We start from the raw sequence: 17175 nt of genomic DNA, 5'->3' as shown, positions 1-17175 counted from the left end.
AGACGCTTGGTTCACAACAATGAGGGGAACCGACTGATGGCAGCTTTTAGCAGACGACACGTGTTGATGGGTGGCGCCGCCAGCTTGGCCGCCTCGGCACTCCGGATCTCTCCCGTGAGCGCCGCGGACGATGCGCTGTACGCGGCCGCGAAAAAGGAGGGCGCCCTCAATCTGTACTGGGGCTCCTACGAGCAGAAGACTATCGAAGAGATCCGCGATGCCTTCAAGGCGAAGTACCCCGGCATCGAGGTAAGCCTGCTGCGCCAGGCGTCGCAGACGATCTTCACGCGCCTGCGCCTCGAAATCCAGAACGACGCCGTGCAGTGCGACTCGATCGGCACGACGAACCTGCTGCATTACAAGGACCTGCAGAAGCTCGGCGCCATCCAGCCGTTCAAGCCCACCAATATCGACATGGTGCCGGAGGCGTTCCGCAGCATCGACCCTGAGAACACCTATCATGTCGGTGCCATCAGCCTGACCACGATCAACCAGTCCACCTCGGTCAACGCCCCCCCGACCTCCTGGACCGCGCTGCTCGACGCACCATGGGCCAACCAGATCACCACCGGCAGCCCGGCCTTCTCCGGCGATGTAGCGAGCTGGGTCGTCGCCATCCGCAAGAAGTACGGCGACGACTTCCTCCGGGCCTTCACCAAGCAGAAGCCGAAGGTCGGCCAATCGAATGTCGACACGGTGACCGACATTCTCTCCGGTGAGCGCAAGGTGGGTTCCGCCGCGCCGTTCAGCTACTCGCTGACCCAGCAGGCGGCGGGCAACCCGATCGGCGTCACGGTTCCATCCGATGACGCGATCCTCAATCTCGGCCTGACCGCGGTTCCCACCAAGGCGCCGCACCCCAATGCCGGCAAGCTCTTCACCGACTTCCTGTATTCGGTGGAAGTGTCGAACATCCTCGCCAAGAATTTCTGGCCGACCCTGCGCACCGATGTTCCCTGGGCCGAGGGGCGTACGCTCGAATCGATCAAGTGGTACCGCAACCCGGTGGACAATCTGGCCGCCGAAGTGGCGGAAGGCATTGCCAAGTGGAAGGAAATCGTCGGCTGACATCCAGCCGGTCGCTCCGGTCCGACGCCCTTCATGTCGCCGGACCGGTATCCACCTCGGATTGGCTCATGTTACGGCGGTACGCTGCCATTTTGATGAAACTGGAAATGTACCCATGGCCTCATCACCCTCGGTGAGCGCGGCGCGTTCCGCCTCGGTCGGCTATCGGCGCCACCATGCGTTCCGGTTGATCGTGCTTGTCATCCTGCTTGCGGTGCTGGCGCTGCTGATTGTCCAGCCGCTCGGCTGGATCGTGTTCAACAGTTTCCATGACGATGACACAGGCCAATGGACCCTGCGCAACTATGTGCAGATCTTCGCCTCCACATCGCGGTGGGTACCGCTGTTCAATTCGCTGCTGCTGGCAACGGCGGTCGCCGTCATCTCGACGCTGCTGGGCGTACCGTTGGCATGGCTGGTCGCCCGCACCGATATGCCCATGCGCGGATTCATCCACCTCTTGACCATGGCGGCCTTTGTCACCCCCTCCTTCATCGGCGCCCTTGGCTGGATTCTCCTCGCCGCACCCAATTCGGGCTGGCTCAATGTCGGCTGGCGGGCGCTGAGCGGTGCGGATTGGCCGCTGCTGAACATCTATTCGATGATCGGCACCATTTTCGTCTGCTCGATCTTTACCGTGCCCTACACCTTCACACTGGTCTCCAGCGCGCTGGAGGAAATGCCCGTCGAACTCGAAGACGCGGCCACGACCCTGGGTTCCGGCGTCGTAAAGACCATGTTTTCGGTCACCATTCCGCTGGTCATGCCGGCCGTGCTGGTAGGCTTTATCCTCTCCTTCATCCAGGGCATGACCCTGTTCGGAGTGCCGGCCTTCCTGCTGACGCCGAGTGGCACACTGGTGGTCACCACCAAGCTGGCCGAGTTCTACCAGCTCTTCCCGCCCGCGCTCTACATGTCTGCCGCCTATTGCATGCCGCTGATCGCGATCACCGGCATGCTGTTCTACGCCAGGCGCCGCATTCTCGGCCGGCGGCAGTTCACCACCGTGGGCGGCAAGGGGCGAGCCGGGCGGAAGATCCGGCTGAAAGGCTGGCGCCTGCCGGCGCTCGCCTTTGCCCTGATCGTCCCGATCACAGCGGTCGTGCTGCCCTATATCGCCATCGTGCTGGTGTCGCTGAGCCGGGCATGGGGGCTCGGGCCCATCCCCTCCAATCTCACGCTGCATTGGTATCGCTGGGCGATCTTCGAGAATGCCGAAACCCAGCGCGCCATCGTCAACAGCCTGCTCTATGCCGGGATCGCCGCCAGCTTCTGCATGATCATCGGCATTCTGGTCGCCTACATCGTCGAGCGGAAGCTCCTCCGCGGCGCTGGCCTGATCGCCGCGCTCGTCACCATCCCGATCATCATTCCCGGCATCGTGCTGTCGGTCGGTTTCTTCTCCGCCTATACGCGGCAGCCGCTGAACCTCTACGGCACGGCCACCATCATCATTGCGGCCTTCGTGGCGACGTTCCTGCCGATCGCCTATTCGCAGGCCGGGTCGATCCTCAAAGGCATCAGCCCCGATCTCGAACGCGCGGCGCGCAGCGTCGGCGCCACAGAGGCCCGCACCTTCGCCTCCATCACCGCGCCGCTGATGCGTGGCGGGCTCGTCGCGGGCTGGCTGCTGGTCTTCATCCCGATCATGCGGGAATTGTCGGTGGCGATCTTCCTCGTCTCGCCCCGAACCAATGTCATGACGACCTTGATCTACAACTACAAGGACGGGGGCAATTACGAGGCCGTCTGCGCCGCCAGCGCCCTGCTCCTGTTCGCCACGCTCATCGTCGTCCTTCTCGCGCGTTTCGTCACCGAGGGCGCCGCCTATCGCCGCCGCAACGCGGCCAGCCTCGGAGCTGCCCCATGAGCGATATCGACATTCGCCAACTTTCCAAGTCTTACGGTGCCTACCAGGCCCTCCAGTCCATCGACCTGCATATTCCCGATGGCGCCCTGCTGGCGCTGCTGGGGCCTTCGGGATGCGGCAAGTCGACGACACTGCAACTGCTGGCCGGCTTCGACACGCCGAGCGGCGGCGAGATCCGCGCCGGCGGGGAACTCATCTCCAGCCCGCAGCGCGTTGTTCCCCCCGAGCGGCGGGGCATCTCGCTGGTTTTTCAGAACTACGCCGTCTGGCCGCACAAGACCGTCGCGGAGAATGTCGCCTTCGGGCTGCAGCTGCGAAAGCTGGCCCGTGCCGAGCTTGAGGCGCGGCTCTCCCGGGCGCTAGAAGCCGTGCGTCTTACGCCGCTGCGCGATCGCTATCCCTTCGAGCTTTCCGGCGGACAGCAGCAGCGCGTCGCGCTGGCGCGGGCGCTGGCCGTGGAGCCGCGGATCCTACTGCTCGACGAGCCTTTGTCCAACCTCGACGCCCATTTGCGCGAGGAAATGCGCTTCGAAATCCGACGCGTGCACGACGAACTCGGCATCACAACGGTCTACGTCACCCATGACCAGGGCGAGGCTCTGGTCACGGCCGACGAGGTAGCGGTGATGAAGGGCGGCATCGTGCAGCAGCTGGGCTCGCCTGAGGACATTTTCGAGCGGCCGAGCAATGCCTTTGTCGCCTCGTTCATCGGCAGCAACAACGAGATCCCGGGGCGACACGAAGCTCCGGGCCAGCTGAGTGTCGCGGACACGCTCCTTCACGCGCAGGATCGCAGCGGACTATCCGGCCCCGGCAGGAAGGCGGTGCTCTGCATCCGTCCCTCGCGCGTCAGGCTGGGCGAGGCCGGTGGGGCCACCAACAATCTGAACGGCGTGGTGCATCGCTCGGCCTATCTCGGCGAGTATCGCGATGTGCTTGTCGAGATCGCGCCGAACACGACGCTGCGGGCCTTTGTCAGTCCGCATCTTCGCCCTCAGCCAGGGGAGCCCGTCCTTGTGCATCTGCCCCCGGAGCACTGCCAGATCTTCGCGGCACCCGACGACGCACCGGCGAGCTAGACCCCTTTAGGACGTCCCGATGACCTCTCAAGACATGGATACGCCCCATCTCGCCCGTCGGCGCGAAGGAGCCGTCGAATGGCTCGTCTTCAACCGGCCGCGCGTACGCAACGCGATGTCGGCGCGCATGGAGAATGAACTCGTTGCCGCGCTCGCGGAGATCGCCGATGACGACACGGTCCGGGCCGTGGTGTTCACCGGCATGCGCGGCGAAAAGCCGGCCTTCATGGCAGGCGCAGACATGGGCGCGCTGAGTGAGGCGGCGGATCCCGTGGCTGCCGTCGCACTGGAGCGCGAGGCGGAGCGCCTGATCGTCGCCATCGAGCAGTTGCGGGTTCCCACCGTCGCCGCGATGGCCGGCGCCTGCGTCGGCCAGGGCGCGCTCCTCGCCTCAGCCTGTGATGTACGGATCGCCGCATCGTCGCTGCGCTTCGGCTTCCCCATCGCACGCACCGTTGGCAACTGCCTCAGCCTTGCCAATTATGCGCGCCTCATCGCCATGACCAGCACCGCCATGACCCGCGAGATGATCTTCAGCGCCAAACTGCTTGGTGCCGAGGACCTGCTTGCGGTTCGAGCGATCCGCACGGTGGTGGGCGATGACGAGATCGACGCAAAGGCGCAAGAGGTTGCGGAGGCGCTGACCCAGCTCGCCCCGCTCACGCTCTGGGCGACGCGGCAGGCGCTGCTGCGCCTGCGCGACCATGGCGTGCCCGCCGATGCCGACGACGACCTGCTGGCCGCCTGCTACGGCTCGCAGGACATGCAGGAGGCGATCGCCGCCTTTCTGGGCAAGCGCACCCCGGTCTGGCAGGGCCGCTGAGGGCACAGCGGCCTACCACTTGGCCGCTCGGTTTCGGCGTTTTTAAGCAGGATGGCGGGCGCATCCCGCACCGCTCAGATCACCGCTTCGGCACGGAGAGCGTCGATCTCTTCCGGCGAGAAACCGAAATCGGCGAGGATTTCCTCGCTGTGCTCGCCCAGCGCCGGAGGCGCCTTCTCGTCGGGAAGCGGCGTGTGCGGCATCTGGATCGGCACGGAGACGAAGCGCAGCCCCGAGCCGGCGGGAACCTCCTTGACCATGTTGCGCGAGACTACCTGAGGATCCTGCAGCGCCTTGGGCACGGAATTGATGGCGCTGGCCGGCACGTCGGCCTCGTCGAGAATCGCCAGCCACTCGCCGCGACCGCGTGCGCGGAACAGTTCGGCAAGGATCGGTTCGAGCTCGGCATGCCGGTCGGCGCGTACCGAACCGGTGGGGAAACGCGGATCGGCCATAAGGTTCGGCCGCTCCAGCGCGCCGCAAAGCCGCTCCCACTGCTCAGCAGTGTCGACGCAGACCGCGATCGGCTCGTCGGCCGTCGCGAAGGCCTGAAACGGAGCAATGAGGGGATGACGGCTGCCCAGTCGCCGGGGCGTTTCGCCGGCATTCAGGAAGCGTGCGATCGCATTCTCCATCAGCGCCAACTGGCAGTCGAGCATGGCGACATCGACGAAGGTACCGCGCCCGGTGCGCTCGCGCTGCTGCAGAGCGGAGAGCACGCCGATCGTGGCGAACAGGCTGGAGCCGATGTCGCCGATGGAGGCGCCTACCCGTGCCGGGGGGCCCGCCTCTTCGCCGGTGATGCTCATCATGCCGGAAAGGGCCTGCGCGATGGCGTCGAAGGAGGGCTTGTGCCGATACGGGCCGGTCTGGCCGAAACCGGAGATCGACGCATAGACCAGCTGTGGGTTGAACGCCGCCACCGTCTCATAGCCAAAGCCGAGGCGGTCCATGACGCCGGCACGGTTGTTCTCGACGAACACATCGGCGCCCGTGAGCAGACGCGTCATCACCGCCTTGCCGCGAGGATGCTTGAGGTCGAGCGTGAGACTGCGCTTGTTGCGGTTCACGCTCATGAAATAGATGCTCTTCTCGTCCTTGAAGGGAGCGATGATGCGCGTGAAGTCACCCGCGCCCCGCCGCTCGATCTTGACCACGTCAGCGCCGAGAGCGCCCAGCAGCCATGTGCAATAGGGCCCGGCCAGCATATGCGTGGCATCGATCACGCGAAGGCCGGACAGGGGACCGGACGCCCCTTTGTCTGCGGGAGACGTGGCGTCTGCGCTCATGAAGGTAGGACTCCTCGAACCGCCGCCGCGCGCTGTGCTGCGTGCGGCGCTTGAAGCCCAACCTTCATCAAATGCCGATAGGTGGACAATCAGCTATTTCGCCCGCGTTGCGTGCATAGGATGCACCAGTGAGCAGGGTGGGCGCCGATGTCACGCAGTGAACCATAAATTGAGCATCACAATGGTATCCGCGGGCGCGGAGCATTTGTGCATTACGACAATCAATGGCGCAGACAGAAGCTGATGGTCGGTTCTTTCTGAGGCCGGTAATCTGGCCGCCTGTCTTCCGGATGTTGCGACCCATGACCAACCACCTGTTCGACACTTTCCGCGCCCGCCAGCCGGAGGGCGGCCGCGCGTTTATCGAGACGCCGGACGGCACCGTCCTCACCTATGCGGATACCGAGCGGCGTTCGGCGCAGTACGCCGATGCGCTGGTGGCGATGGGCCTCAGGCCCGGCGACCGGGTGGCGCTGCAGGTGGAAAAGAGCGTCGAGGCGATCTTCGCCTATCTCGGCACGGTGCGCGCCGGCGGCGTGTTCCTGCCGCTGAACACCGCCTATACGGCGCCGGAGGTGGAGTATTTCCTCGGGGACGCACGGCCGGCGGTGTTCGTCTGCGACCCAGCGCAGGAGGCGGCGCTGGCGCCCATCGCCGCGGCGCAGGGCGTCGCCCGCCTCCTCACCCTCGATGGCGCGGGCAAGGGCACGCTGAGTGCGGCGGCCGACGCGGCGTCGGCGACCTTCGCGGATGTGCCGCGCGGGCCGGACGACCTCGCCGCGCTGCTCTACACCTCCGGCACCACCGGCCGTTCCAAGGGGGCGATGCTCACCCACGACAACCTGGCCTCCAACGCGCTGGCGCTGGTCGACACTTGGCGCTTCACGCTCGACGACGTGCTGATCCACGCTCTGCCGATCTTCCACACGCACGGCCTGTTCGTCGCCATCAACGTCACGCTGGCCGCGGGATCGTCGATGATCTTCCTGCCGAAATTCGATCCGGAACTGATCCTCGGCCTTATGGACCGGGCGAGCGTCCTGATGGGCGTGCCGACCTTCTATGTCCGGCTGCTGAAATCGCCGAACCTCACGCCCGAGGCGGCGGCCGGCATGCGGCTATTCATCTCCGGCTCGGCGCCGCTGCTGGCCGAGACGCACCGGGAATGGCGCGCCCGCACGGGCCACGCCATCCTCGAGCGCTACGGCATGACCGAGACCGGCATGAACACCTCCAACCCCTATGATGGCGAGCGGATCGCCGGCACGGTGGGCTTTCCCCTGCCGGGGGTGGAACTGCGCGTCGTCTCCCCCGAGAGCGGCGAGGCGCTCGGCGCCGGCGAGATCGGCATGATCGAGGTGAAGGGCCCGAACGTCTTCAAGGGTTACTGGCGCCTACCCGAGAAGACGGCGGCCGAATTCCACGACGGCTGGTTCGTCACCGGCGACCTCGGCCTCACCGTGCCGGACGGCTATGTGCAGATCGTCGGGCGCGGCAAGGACCTCGTCATCTCGGGCGGCTACAACGTCTACCCCAAGGAGATCGAGGGCGAGATCGACGCCCTGCCCGGCGTCATCGAGAGCGCGGTGATCGGGATTCCCCATCCCGATTTCGGCGAGGGGGTGACGGCGGTGGTGGTCGCCCGCCCCGAGGCGACGCTGGACGAGGCATCCGTCATCGACGCGCTGGAGGGCCGGCTCGCCCGCTACAAGTTCCCCAAGCGCGTCATCTTCGTCGACGACCTGCCGCGCAACACCATGGGCAAGGTGCAGAAGAACCTGCTGCGCGACCAGTACCAGGGGCTTTACGGCGGGTAGGGGCGGGCGAAGTCGGCGTATGTTGATGCTGTTTGTGCCAGCCTATTTCGCTATCCTGACGTCTATTAGACTCGTTGCCGGCGATGTAGAAGCTGCGGCCGTGGCGTGCGTCACGAAAATCGCCCGCACTTCCAAGATCTACTAAAACCATTCGAACTCAACAACATAGGTGTTCGTAGTTCCACTCTGTTCGGCGCGCCACTTCTGTACAAGACCGCGAACACCCGGCTGGGTGGCGCGGTCGGCGAGTACGGCTCTCTCCAGCAGCGCCCTTGACCCGTGGATGCGCACCACGTGCTGGTCTACTTCCACGGCGTCGATAAGCGAGCGCAGATAGGCTTTGCGGAACGGTACCTCGCCCTCCGTGATGTTTGAGCGCATGAGCTGCCCGAAGCGGGCGAGCTTGTCCGGATCGAGCCGGCTTGCGGCGGCACCCTGATTCTCGATCCGCTCCAGCGCCGAATGTGCACGGTCCCGATCTGCCTTGAGCTTGGCAATCTGCTCCTTGAGCATCTCGTCGGGCTCAGTGATGCCGTCGGCGACAAGCTGGTAGAGCCGCCGGAGCTTGTCTTCCGCTGTCGTCCTCTCGCGCGAGAGTTCATCGATCCGCGCCTGAACCTCGGCATCGGTTTGCACTCGCCGGTCAATGACGGACTGTAGCAGCGCCTCCAGCCGCTCGGGCATCAGCACGCGTTCGGCCACATGGCGTGTGACCAGATGGTCGAGCTTGTCCATCGGCACCGTTCGTCCCTTGCAGGCGGATTTGTCGACCCGGCCGGAGGTCGAGCAGCTGTAATAGCGATTGACCCTGCCGCTCTTCGAGGTGCCGGTGCGCAGCGTCATGGCGCTGCCGCAACAGGCGCAATAGGCGGCGGTCTGGAGGCGCTGATCGGGGATGGACAGGTCAACGTCGGCCTGCCGTGTGGTGGAAACGCGGAGATAGAGGGCGGCCCGGCGGGTGATCGGCAAGGCTACGTTCATGGCCCAATCGCCTCCCTCAGGTCCCTTCGGCAGCATCGTCACCTCAGCAGCGCATCAATCTCCCGTCTGAGAAACGCCTCGATCGCATCGATTTCGTCAGAGCTGATCGGAACGCTCGACGGCCAGTCGTCGGTGACATGCACGACCTTGGAATCACGCTCGACGGAGTCAGCGGGCGCAAGGTTTTGCTCAGCATCCCGAAGGACGCGCGCATCACAGTGCGGGATCTTTGAGAGTGGTGCGCCAGCCAAGCTCGAAGCTGGCGATGGAGCATCACTGCCCACACTGTATATTGTCTTCGGACTGAGCGGACGCGAGTGGCGCATGCGCGGAGGATCACGGGCATCCCCCACTTGGCCAAGGCGCCAATTCTACGCCGCAGAACGACCGCGTATAGCAGCGCAAAAATACTTGTCAGATGCGGCGCGGGAGGTCTTCCCGGGAATACGCTTGGTGGAGCGGTCTGGCGGCAACGACCCATTGGCGTTCGACTGCCCTTGCAGCGACGTCTGATTTGCGCCCGAGGCTGTGTGAGAACTCACTGTGGCTCGTCGCGCAGGTTGTTGCCACGGCCCGCGTTATCTCCGTTCACCCGGTTATCGCTTTGAGGGTCGAGGCCACGCCGGCGACGGCGACGACGCGCTTGATGTTGTAGGCTAGGATCGCCAGGCTGGCTTCAGTGGAGACGTTCTTGAGGCCGCGCGTTCGGAAGTGGGTGGCGCCCATCCATCCTTTTATGGTGCCGAAGACGTGCTCGACGGTACAGCGACGGACCGGCATGGCTTCGGGCATCGCTTGAAGCCTGCGCTCCATGGCATCGAGCACCGCTTCGTGCTCCCATCGTCGGATGCGCTTCTCCTTGCCGGCCGTGCACAGAGGACGCGACGGGCAGGCGCCGCAGGCCTTCTGGTTGAAGTAGACGTTTATGAGCTTGCCGCCCTACACCCGGGCAAAGCGTTTCTGCAGCTGTTGACCGGCGGGGCAGCGATAGGTGTCGGTCTGCGGCTCATGCACGAACATAGCCTTGCCCAAGAAGCCGCGCGCCTGAGCCGGCGATGTGTTGGGCTTGGGCACCATCGGGATGATGCCGGCTTCGACGCAGGCGCGGATCTGCTCGCCCTCATAGTATCCACGATCTGCCAGGGCGATCATTTCGGCAGCGCCGGTCTCGGCCTGGGCGACTGTGGCCATCTCGAGCAGATGCGAGCGGTCATGACCGCGGTTGGTCACCGCATTGGCGACGACGATGTGGTGCCGGGTATCGACGGCCGCCTGAACATTGTAACCGACCACGCCGCGATGATCGCTGCCGGTTGCCATGGCGCGGGCATCCCGATCGGTCAGCGATATCTGCTCATCGGGGGAGGCTTCCAGCTGCCGGCCGATCGCCTCGAGTTCGCCAAGGCGCCCGCGCAGCGACGCCAGTCGCTCGGTCAGGTGCGCGATGCGCGGCGTCGCCGGGCGGGTCTCCGCCCTGTCGGTCTCCTCAAGCTCGGCGAGATAGCGCGCGATGCTCTCCTCGACATGGGCCTTGCGCCGCGCCAGCGTCCCCTTGGTATAGTTCTTCTCGTGCGTGTTCACCGCGCAGTCGGGATCCGTCGATCGCGACCATGCCACCACCGACCAGGCCAAGGGCACGGCAGATGGCAACGAAGCGCTGGCACGCGATCTGGATGGCACCGGCATTGTCGCTACGGAAGTCGGCGATGGTCTTGAAGTCAGGTGCCAGCTTGCCGGTCAGCCACATCAGTTCGATGTTGCGGCCCGCCTCGCGCTCCAGCTTCCGGCTCGAGGTCAGCTGATGCAGGTATCCATAGACATAAAGCTTAAGCATCGTGCGTGGCGCGTAGCCGGGCCTGCCGGTCGATGCCGGCTGCACGCGGGCAAAACCGAGCTCGGCAAGATCGAGTTCATCGACAAAGGAATCGATGATGCGGACCGGATTGTCGGGATCGACATAGTCCTCCAAACAAGCGGGCAGAAAGCTCCCTGATGACGGTCGGCAGCCTCGACAAACGTCCCATCTGGCACCGCCGAAGCAGTGCCTAAATGTAGCATAATCAGGGGTTTTCACACAGCCTCCGCCCCATCTCGGCCATTGATCTGGTAACGGCCGCGGCCCAAAAGCGGACATCAGCGAGAACGGCACGTAGGCACCTTTGCGCCGATACCGTTAAAGTCGGCCATTTGAGCGCAACTGCCGCTTGGCGGATTTGGCCTATTGAGGCTCGCCCTCTCATGCAGGCGTGATCTGCGGCCCGTTGGGCAGACGCTTTGCGAGCTTCCTGAGGTTCTGCGCTGCCGCGGCGAGGTGGAACTCGTCTCTGGCGCCATTCGGTCCGCGTAGTCACAATCGGTCGAGCCGCAGGATGCGCTTGAGGTGAGCGAACAGCATCTCGACCTTCTTCCGCTCGCGCCGCGAGGTGACATAGGCGTCGGTCGCGGCGATGTCCCTGGCCATGTCGCGGACGCCCTCGTGGCTCGAGCGCAGGATCTTGCGGGCCGGGGTGTTTGGGCAGCGCTGCGGCTTCAGCGCGCAGGCGTCGCAGTCGAGCTTGCTGGCATGGTAGCGTATAAGGCCGTTCTCATCGACGAGCGGGCGCTCGGTTCGATAGTCCTTCTGTTGCGGCCTCAGCTCCTTCCCGCCCGGGCAGATGTAGAGATCGCGGGCGTGATCGTAGGCGAAGTCGGAGCGGCTGAAGGTGCCGTCGCTGCGCGGGGACTTGTCGACGACCGGGATATGCGGCTCGATCCCGCGCTCATGCACCAGCCAGACGAGGTTCTCGGCCGAACCATAGGCGCTGTCGGCGGCGAGCCGGGCCGGCCAGAGGCCGAAGCGCTCCTGCGTCCGCAGCCCTGCTTAGAATGACCTTGGGGGGTAATCTATTGCTTTGAGAGAAACGCTTCGCGCCAGTGCAATCCGCTCTCCGTGTGAGAAGCCGGGATGTACTCGAGTCCAACGCAGCCACGATAATCGACGTCACTCAGGATCGAGAAGAACTGCTGGAAGTCGAAGGCACCGGTTCCCGGCTCATGGCGCCCCGGATGATCGGCAATGTGCACATGGGCGATCTTGTCGGCATGCCGTTTCACAAAAATGTGGGCGTCGATACCGGCATTGGTTGCGTGAAACGCGTCGAAAAGCAATTTGAGGTTTGGCGCCTCCACCTCCTCCAGCGCACGCAATGCCTTGTCCGGATGGTCGATGAAGTAGTCGGCGAGAGTGGCGACACCGATCGGTTCGATCAGCAGTGTCATCCCGCCCTTCGCAGCTTCGGCGCAAGCGAAACGGAGATTGTCGATATAGGTTACCCAAGCGGTGTCGCGTTGTGTTGGATCAGAGATGACGCCCGACATCACATGTACATAGCCGCTGCCGGCGGCTTGGGCATAGTGGAGGCCAACAGCGACGCTGGCACGGAAATCCGTCACCCGAGACGACAGGGCAGCAAGGCCCTTCTCACCGCGCGTCGCGTTGCCTACCGGCAAGGCCATCTGAACAAAAGTGAGATTGTGCGCGGCGCACAGATCGCGCACCTGCGTGGCGGGCAATGCATAAGGACCGGGATGCTCGATATGGGCGAAGCCCGCCCGCGCGGCCGCGGCGAAGCGTTCCTCAAGCGTGTACTCGGTGAACATGTAGCCGAGATGCGCACTGTAGATCGGGGCTGTCATGTGACTGCACCTCACGCCGGGAGTTGCGATGCGCAGCCGAACGCCTCGGCGAGCTTTGAAAGGTCGCGCATCGTGTCGTCCGGCAGGCTGAGGCCATCGTGGCGGTTGCGCTCGTCGTTGCGGGCTTCGAGTTCGCCCGGATAGACGATCTCGTCATATCCCTTTGCCAGCGGCACGGCTTTCAGTTCGGCGATCAACTGCTCCATGCGTTCGCCGAAGGCCTCCAGCGACTGGAACGCCGCGATGTTGAGCGCGATGATGAAATGGCCGGTGCCGCCACGCTTTTCCGCCTGATACGGGCCGGTGACGCCGATGCCGAACGCACTGCCGCTGAGCACGCCGGAGAGCATGTCCATCATCACCGCGATGGCATAGCCCTTATGTTCGGCCATCGGCAGGGTCACGCCTCCGAGCGCCTCCTCGGGATCGGTCGTCGGCTCGCCGGCCGCGTTGATGGCCCACCCTTGCGGGATCGCCAGCTTCTTCTGCCGCGCGAGGTAGATCTTGCCGCGCGCGACCCCGGTATTGGCGATGTCGAGCACCATCGGGGCGTGCAGGCCGGCAGGGGCGGCCCAGGACCATGGATTGGTGCCTACCGTCTTCACTCGCCCGCCCCATGGCGCCATGGCCGGGCTGGCATTGGTCGACAGGAAGCCGACACAGCCAGCTCGCGCTGCCTCAAGCGTGAAGTACATCGCCGTGCCGAAATGATTGGAATTGCGCAGGGCAACAGCACCGACGCCGTGAAGTTTGGCGCGCCGGATCGCGTCCTTCATGCCAAAAGCCGTGACAACTTGGCCCATGGCGTCCTGACCATCGACGACGGCGATCGCGCCGGCATCGACAACAAGCTCCGGCCGGGCATGGGTCTTCACTACGCCTGATCTCAGCCGCGCCACATACCAGGGCAGCCGCATCACACCGTGGGACTGGTGGCCCCAGAGATCAGCTTGAACCAAGGTGTCAGCGCAGAGTTCGGCGTCCGCCCGGTTCAGGCCGGCCGCCATGTAGATCGCCGTCGAAAAGTCGAGAAGCTCGCCGGCCTTGATGGTGTGGGAGTTGGGCATGGCAGGTCTCAAGCCGTGGTGTATTTCGCCCGGCGCCGGCGCAGTAGCACTGGCACGACGACGAGGAGAAGGCCGGTCAGCAGCAGCCCCAGCGAGATCGGATGGGTGACGAAGACCGAGAGATCACCCTGGCTGATTGCCAGCGCCCGGCGGAACTGCTGCTCCGCCATCGGGCCGAGGATCAGACCGACGATGCAGGGCGCGACGGGGATATCGAGCACACGCATGCCGAAGCCGATCAGCCCGATGACCCAGAGGATCACGAGGTCGACTAGATTATTGTTGAGCGTGTAGGCGCCCATGGTCGCGAAGATGAGGATGCCGGCATAAAGCCAGGGGCGCGGGATCGCGAGCAGCTTCACCCACACGCCAGCCATGGGCAGGTTGAGCACCAGCAGCAGCACATTGCCGATATAGAGGCTGGCGATCAGGCCCCAGACAAGGCTCGAATTGTTCTCGAACAGCAGCGGGCCGGGCTGCAAACCATATTGCTGGAACGCGGCGAGCATGATGGCCGCAGTCGCGGAGGTGGGCAGGCCAAGCGACAGGAGAGGGGCCAGCACGCCGGCTGCGGAGGCATTATTGGCCGCTTCCGGGCCGGCGACGGCCTCAATCGCGCCGTGGCCGAACTCCTCGGGGTGCTTGGAGAGCCGCTTTTCGGTCAGATAGGACAGGAAGGTCGGGATTTCGCTACCGCCCGCAGGTAGCGCCCCGATGGGAAAGCCGATCAGCGTGCCGCGCAGCCATGGCTTCCACGAGCGTGCCCAGTCCTCCTTACTCATCCATTTGGAGCCCTTGAGATCGTACATCTCCTCAGGCTCGTAACGATGCCGCGCGGCGTTGTAGAGCGTCTCGCCGACCGCGAAGAGGCCGACCGCCACCACGACCACGTCAATGCCGTCGAGCAGTTCCGGTACGCCGAGCGAGAAACGTGCTTGCCCGGTCTGCAGGTCGATGCCCACGAGGCCGAGCGCGAGGCCGAAGAACAGACTGGCGAGCCCGCGCGGCAGGGAATCACCCAGCACCGCCGTGACCGTGGTCAGCGACAGCACCATGAGGGCGAAATATTCCGCCGGTCCGAATGCGAGTGCGATGCGCACCATTAGCGGCGCGACGAAGGTCAGCGCGACCGTCGCGATTGTGCCGGCGACGAAGGAGCCGATCGCCGCTGTCGCCAGCGCCTGAGCGCCGCGTCCCTTGCGCGCCATAGCGTGCCCGTCGAGCGCGGTGACGATGGACGCGCTCTCGCCGGGCGTGTTGAGCAGGATCGACGTGGTCGATCCGCCATACATTGCGCCGTAAAAGATGCCGGCGAACATGATGAAGGCGCTGGTCGGGTCGAGATTATAGGTGACCGGCAGCAGCAGCGCGACGGTGAGCGCCGGGCCGATGCCGGGCAGGACGCCGATCGCGGTGCCGAGCGTCACGCCGATTGCCGACCACATGAGGTTGTAAGGCGTGAGCGCCACGGTGAAGCCGTGGAGCAGGGCGCTGAGCGTATCCATAATGATCTACTTCTGAAGGGCGTCGAGCAGCGGCTCGAAGAGCGAGCCGACGGGAAGCTCGAGATCCAGACCCAGGTCGAACACCACGAGAGTCAGCGTCGTCAGCGCGAGACCGATCAGGGCATTCGTGAGATGGCGGCGGCTGCCGAAGGCGCGCGCTGTCATGACAAACAGCAGCGTACCGGCGAGTATCCAGCCGAGTGTTTCCAGCAAAACGATCTGGAGCAGCAGGCCGCTCGCCACCAGCGAAAAGGACGGCCAGTCGATCTCGATTCCATCGGCCTTGACCGGACCGGTGGTAACGGCCTCAAGCTGCAGCCACAAGCCGACAAGGATCAGTCCTGCGGCAACGAGGCCGGGGAACAGGCGGGGGCCAACGGTTGTCGCCGCCCCCACCCCAGGCATTGTCCAGGTTTCGAAGGCGATGAAGACGCCAAGCGCCAGTACCGCCAGACCGAAGGCGACCTCTCCAAGTCGCAGGCCCTTTTCCGTTGTCATCGCCGGTTCTCCAGATCGACTACTGGGTCAGGCCGACGTCTTTGAGCGCCGTCGCCACGCGAACCTGTTCCTGCTTCAGGAAGCTCGCGAACTCGGCAGGGGGGAGATAGGTATCGATCCAGCCGCGCTTCTGCAGCACCGCCTTCCATTCCTGGGTCTTGACCATTGCCGCGATCATCTCGGTGAGCGCCTTCTTCTCGTCCTCCGAGGTCGAGGCATGAACGGCAAGGCCGCGCCAGTTCATGATAGCGAGATCGACGCCGCCCTCTTTCAGCGTGGGCACTTTCACGTCTGGCATGCGCTCGCCCGACGAGATCGCCAGCGCGCGGAGCTTGCCAGCCTCGATCTGACTGCGGAATTCCTCGAAGCCGCTGATGCCGACCGTGGCATGGCCGCCAAGCGTGGAGGCGAGCACTTCGCCGCCGCCGGCGTGCACGACATAGTTGACCTTGGTCGGATCGACGCCCACGGCTTTGGCGATCAGGCCGACCATCACATGGTCGATGCCGCCGATAGAACCGCCCGCCCACGATACCGCCTGCGGATTGGCCTTCAGCTTGGCGATGAGATCCGCGAGCGTCTTGATGTCCGAACTTTCGGGAACAACGATGACATTGGCTTCGCCCATCAGCCGGGCGAGTGGCACGACCTGATCGAGATTCACCGCCGATTTGGTGGTAATGATGCCGCCGACGAGCGCAAAACCGAACACCAGAATGCTCGGTGCCCGCTTGCGGCTGGTGATGAACTGCGACAGGCCGACCGTGCCGCCGCCGCCGGCGACGTTCTGAACCTGAATGCCGGAGGCCAGCTTCTTCTCCTGAAGCACGGCCTGCATGCTGCGCGCGAGCTGGTCATAACCGCTGCCCGGAGCACTGGGGGCGAGGAGTTCAAGCCCCTTCACCTCCTCCGCTAGCAGCGGCGAAGCGCCTACCGTCAGCGATGCGATGGCTGCGGTCGTGAGAAAGGAGAACTGGCGGCGATCCATAGTGATCATTATTCCCTCCCTGGGGTATGTGATTGTTTGAATTGGCGTCTTTTCTTCTCTTGGGAGCTCCGTCAGGCGGACCTCTGGTCACTCGCGCCTATTTGGCGTCGTGTTCTGCATCAATGGTGCGGGTGTCGCCCGTGGCGACGATGGTGCGGGTGGCGTCGACGGACGCGTAGGTCCAGAAGATCTTCATCGGCTCGGTCGCCGACGCGTTGCGGAAGTTGTGCGGCACGTTCGCCGCGATCCACGTGGTCTCCTGTGGACCGAGGTGGTGCTCGACACCGTCGAAGTTCGCGATGGCATGACCCTCCAGCACCATCACGCTCTCCTCGCAATTATGGGTGTGGATCGGGATCGACGCGCCGCCCTCAAAAGCGGTGATGCCGTTGATCAAGCTGGTCGAACCGATGCGGCGGGTGACGAGCGGCACGGTGCGCGCGCCGCCGCCACGCTCGCGCGGCTTGATTTCGGAGGGGCGAAGCACCGCACCGGTCGGATGGGTATTGGTCATT

General features: G+C 64.6%; 13 protein-coding genes and 2 pseudogenes. 5 read left to right on the top strand and 10 right to left on the bottom strand.

Annotated elements, in window-relative coordinates:
- Nucleotides 1-114 precede the first annotated feature (114 nt).
- From FHS55_RS22080 to FHS55_RS22065, 4 genes are all read left to right on the top strand, one after another.
- The gene (locus FHS55_RS22080; protein ID WP_210287125.1) at nt 115-1068 is read left to right on the top strand and encodes an extracellular solute-binding protein; all 954 of its coding nucleotides are present in this window, start codon (nt 115-117) and stop codon (nt 1066-1068) included.
- 115 nt (nt 1069-1183) lie between these two features.
- Nucleotides 1184-2938, top strand: a complete 1755-nt coding sequence (locus tag FHS55_RS22075; RefSeq protein WP_183192029.1) for an ABC transporter permease — start codon at nt 1184-1186, stop codon at nt 2936-2938.
- Entirely contained in the window at nt 2935-4017 is a 1083-nt protein-coding gene (locus FHS55_RS22070) for an ABC transporter ATP-binding protein (RefSeq protein WP_183192028.1), read from the top strand. The genes FHS55_RS22075 and FHS55_RS22070 overlap by 4 nt, the downstream gene beginning before the upstream one ends.
- A 19-nt stretch (nt 4018-4036) precedes the next feature.
- Nucleotides 4037-4840 (top strand): enoyl-CoA hydratase, encoded by an 804-nt coding sequence (locus FHS55_RS22065; protein WP_210287124.1) that lies wholly within the window; start codon nt 4037-4039, stop codon nt 4838-4840.
- A gap of 74 nt (nt 4841-4914) precedes the next feature.
- Here the strand turns inward: FHS55_RS22065 and FHS55_RS22060 are convergent, their stop codons facing one another.
- Nucleotides 4915-6129: a CaiB/BaiF CoA transferase family protein gene (locus tag FHS55_RS22060; protein ID WP_183192027.1), complete on the bottom strand. Its 1215-nt coding sequence runs from the start codon at nt 6127-6129 to the stop codon at nt 4915-4917.
- Between the two features lie 302 nt (nt 6130-6431).
- Between FHS55_RS22060 and FHS55_RS22055 the strand changes: the two genes are divergently transcribed.
- Nucleotides 6432-7946, top strand: a complete 1515-nt coding sequence (locus FHS55_RS22055) for a malonate--CoA ligase (protein WP_183192026.1) — start codon at nt 6432-6434, stop codon at nt 7944-7946.
- 141 nt (nt 7947-8087) lie between these two features.
- Here the strand turns inward: FHS55_RS22055 and FHS55_RS22050 are convergent, their stop codons facing one another.
- The 9 genes and pseudogenes from FHS55_RS22050 to FHS55_RS22010 all read right to left on the bottom strand — a co-directional run bounded on the left by FHS55_RS22050 (nt 8088) and on the right by FHS55_RS22010 (nt 17174).
- Nucleotides 8088-8927: a recombinase zinc ribbon domain-containing protein gene (locus tag FHS55_RS22050; protein ID WP_246340386.1), complete on the bottom strand. Its 840-nt coding sequence runs from the start codon at nt 8925-8927 to the stop codon at nt 8088-8090.
- A 588-nt stretch (nt 8928-9515) separates the two neighbouring features.
- A pseudogene (locus FHS55_RS22045) lies at nt 9516-10985 on the bottom strand (IS1182 family transposase).
- Between the two features lie 178 nt (nt 10986-11163).
- Nucleotides 11164-11778 (bottom strand): annotated as a pseudogene (locus tag FHS55_RS22040) (transposase); the annotation flags it as partial.
- A 32-nt stretch (nt 11779-11810) separates the two neighbouring features.
- Complete coding sequence (locus FHS55_RS22035; protein ID WP_183192025.1) at nt 11811-12602, bottom strand: hydroxypyruvate isomerase family protein; 792 nt, start codon at nt 12600-12602, stop codon at nt 11811-11813.
- A gap of 11 nt (nt 12603-12613) precedes the next feature.
- Nucleotides 12614-13669, bottom strand: a complete 1056-nt coding sequence (locus FHS55_RS22030) for an Ldh family oxidoreductase (protein WP_183192024.1) — start codon at nt 13667-13669, stop codon at nt 12614-12616.
- 8 nt (nt 13670-13677) lie between these two features.
- Nucleotides 13678-15174 (bottom strand): tripartite tricarboxylate transporter permease, encoded by a 1497-nt coding sequence (locus FHS55_RS22025; protein ID WP_183192023.1) that lies wholly within the window; start codon nt 15172-15174, stop codon nt 13678-13680.
- Between the two features lie 6 nt (nt 15175-15180).
- Nucleotides 15181-15672 (bottom strand): tripartite tricarboxylate transporter TctB family protein, encoded by a 492-nt coding sequence (locus FHS55_RS22020; protein WP_183192022.1) that lies wholly within the window; start codon nt 15670-15672, stop codon nt 15181-15183.
- A gap of 19 nt (nt 15673-15691) precedes the next feature.
- Nucleotides 15692-16669, bottom strand: a complete 978-nt coding sequence (locus tag FHS55_RS22015) for a Bug family tripartite tricarboxylate transporter substrate binding protein (RefSeq protein ID WP_183192021.1) — start codon at nt 16667-16669, stop codon at nt 15692-15694.
- Nucleotides 16670-16757: 88 nt separating this feature from the next.
- On the bottom strand, nt 16758-17174 hold the full coding sequence (locus FHS55_RS22010) for a cupin domain-containing protein (protein WP_183192020.1): 417 nt from the start codon (nt 17172-17174) through the stop codon (nt 16758-16760).
- Nucleotide 17175: the final 1 nt, after the last annotated feature.

The organism is Ancylobacter tetraedralis, from assembly GCF_014195655.1.
Taxonomy (GTDB): Bacteria; Pseudomonadota; Alphaproteobacteria; order Rhizobiales; family Xanthobacteraceae; genus Ancylobacter; species Ancylobacter tetraedralis.
The sequence above is the reverse complement of the archived record's forward strand: the minus strand, read 5'-3'. Positions and strand labels throughout refer to the sequence as shown.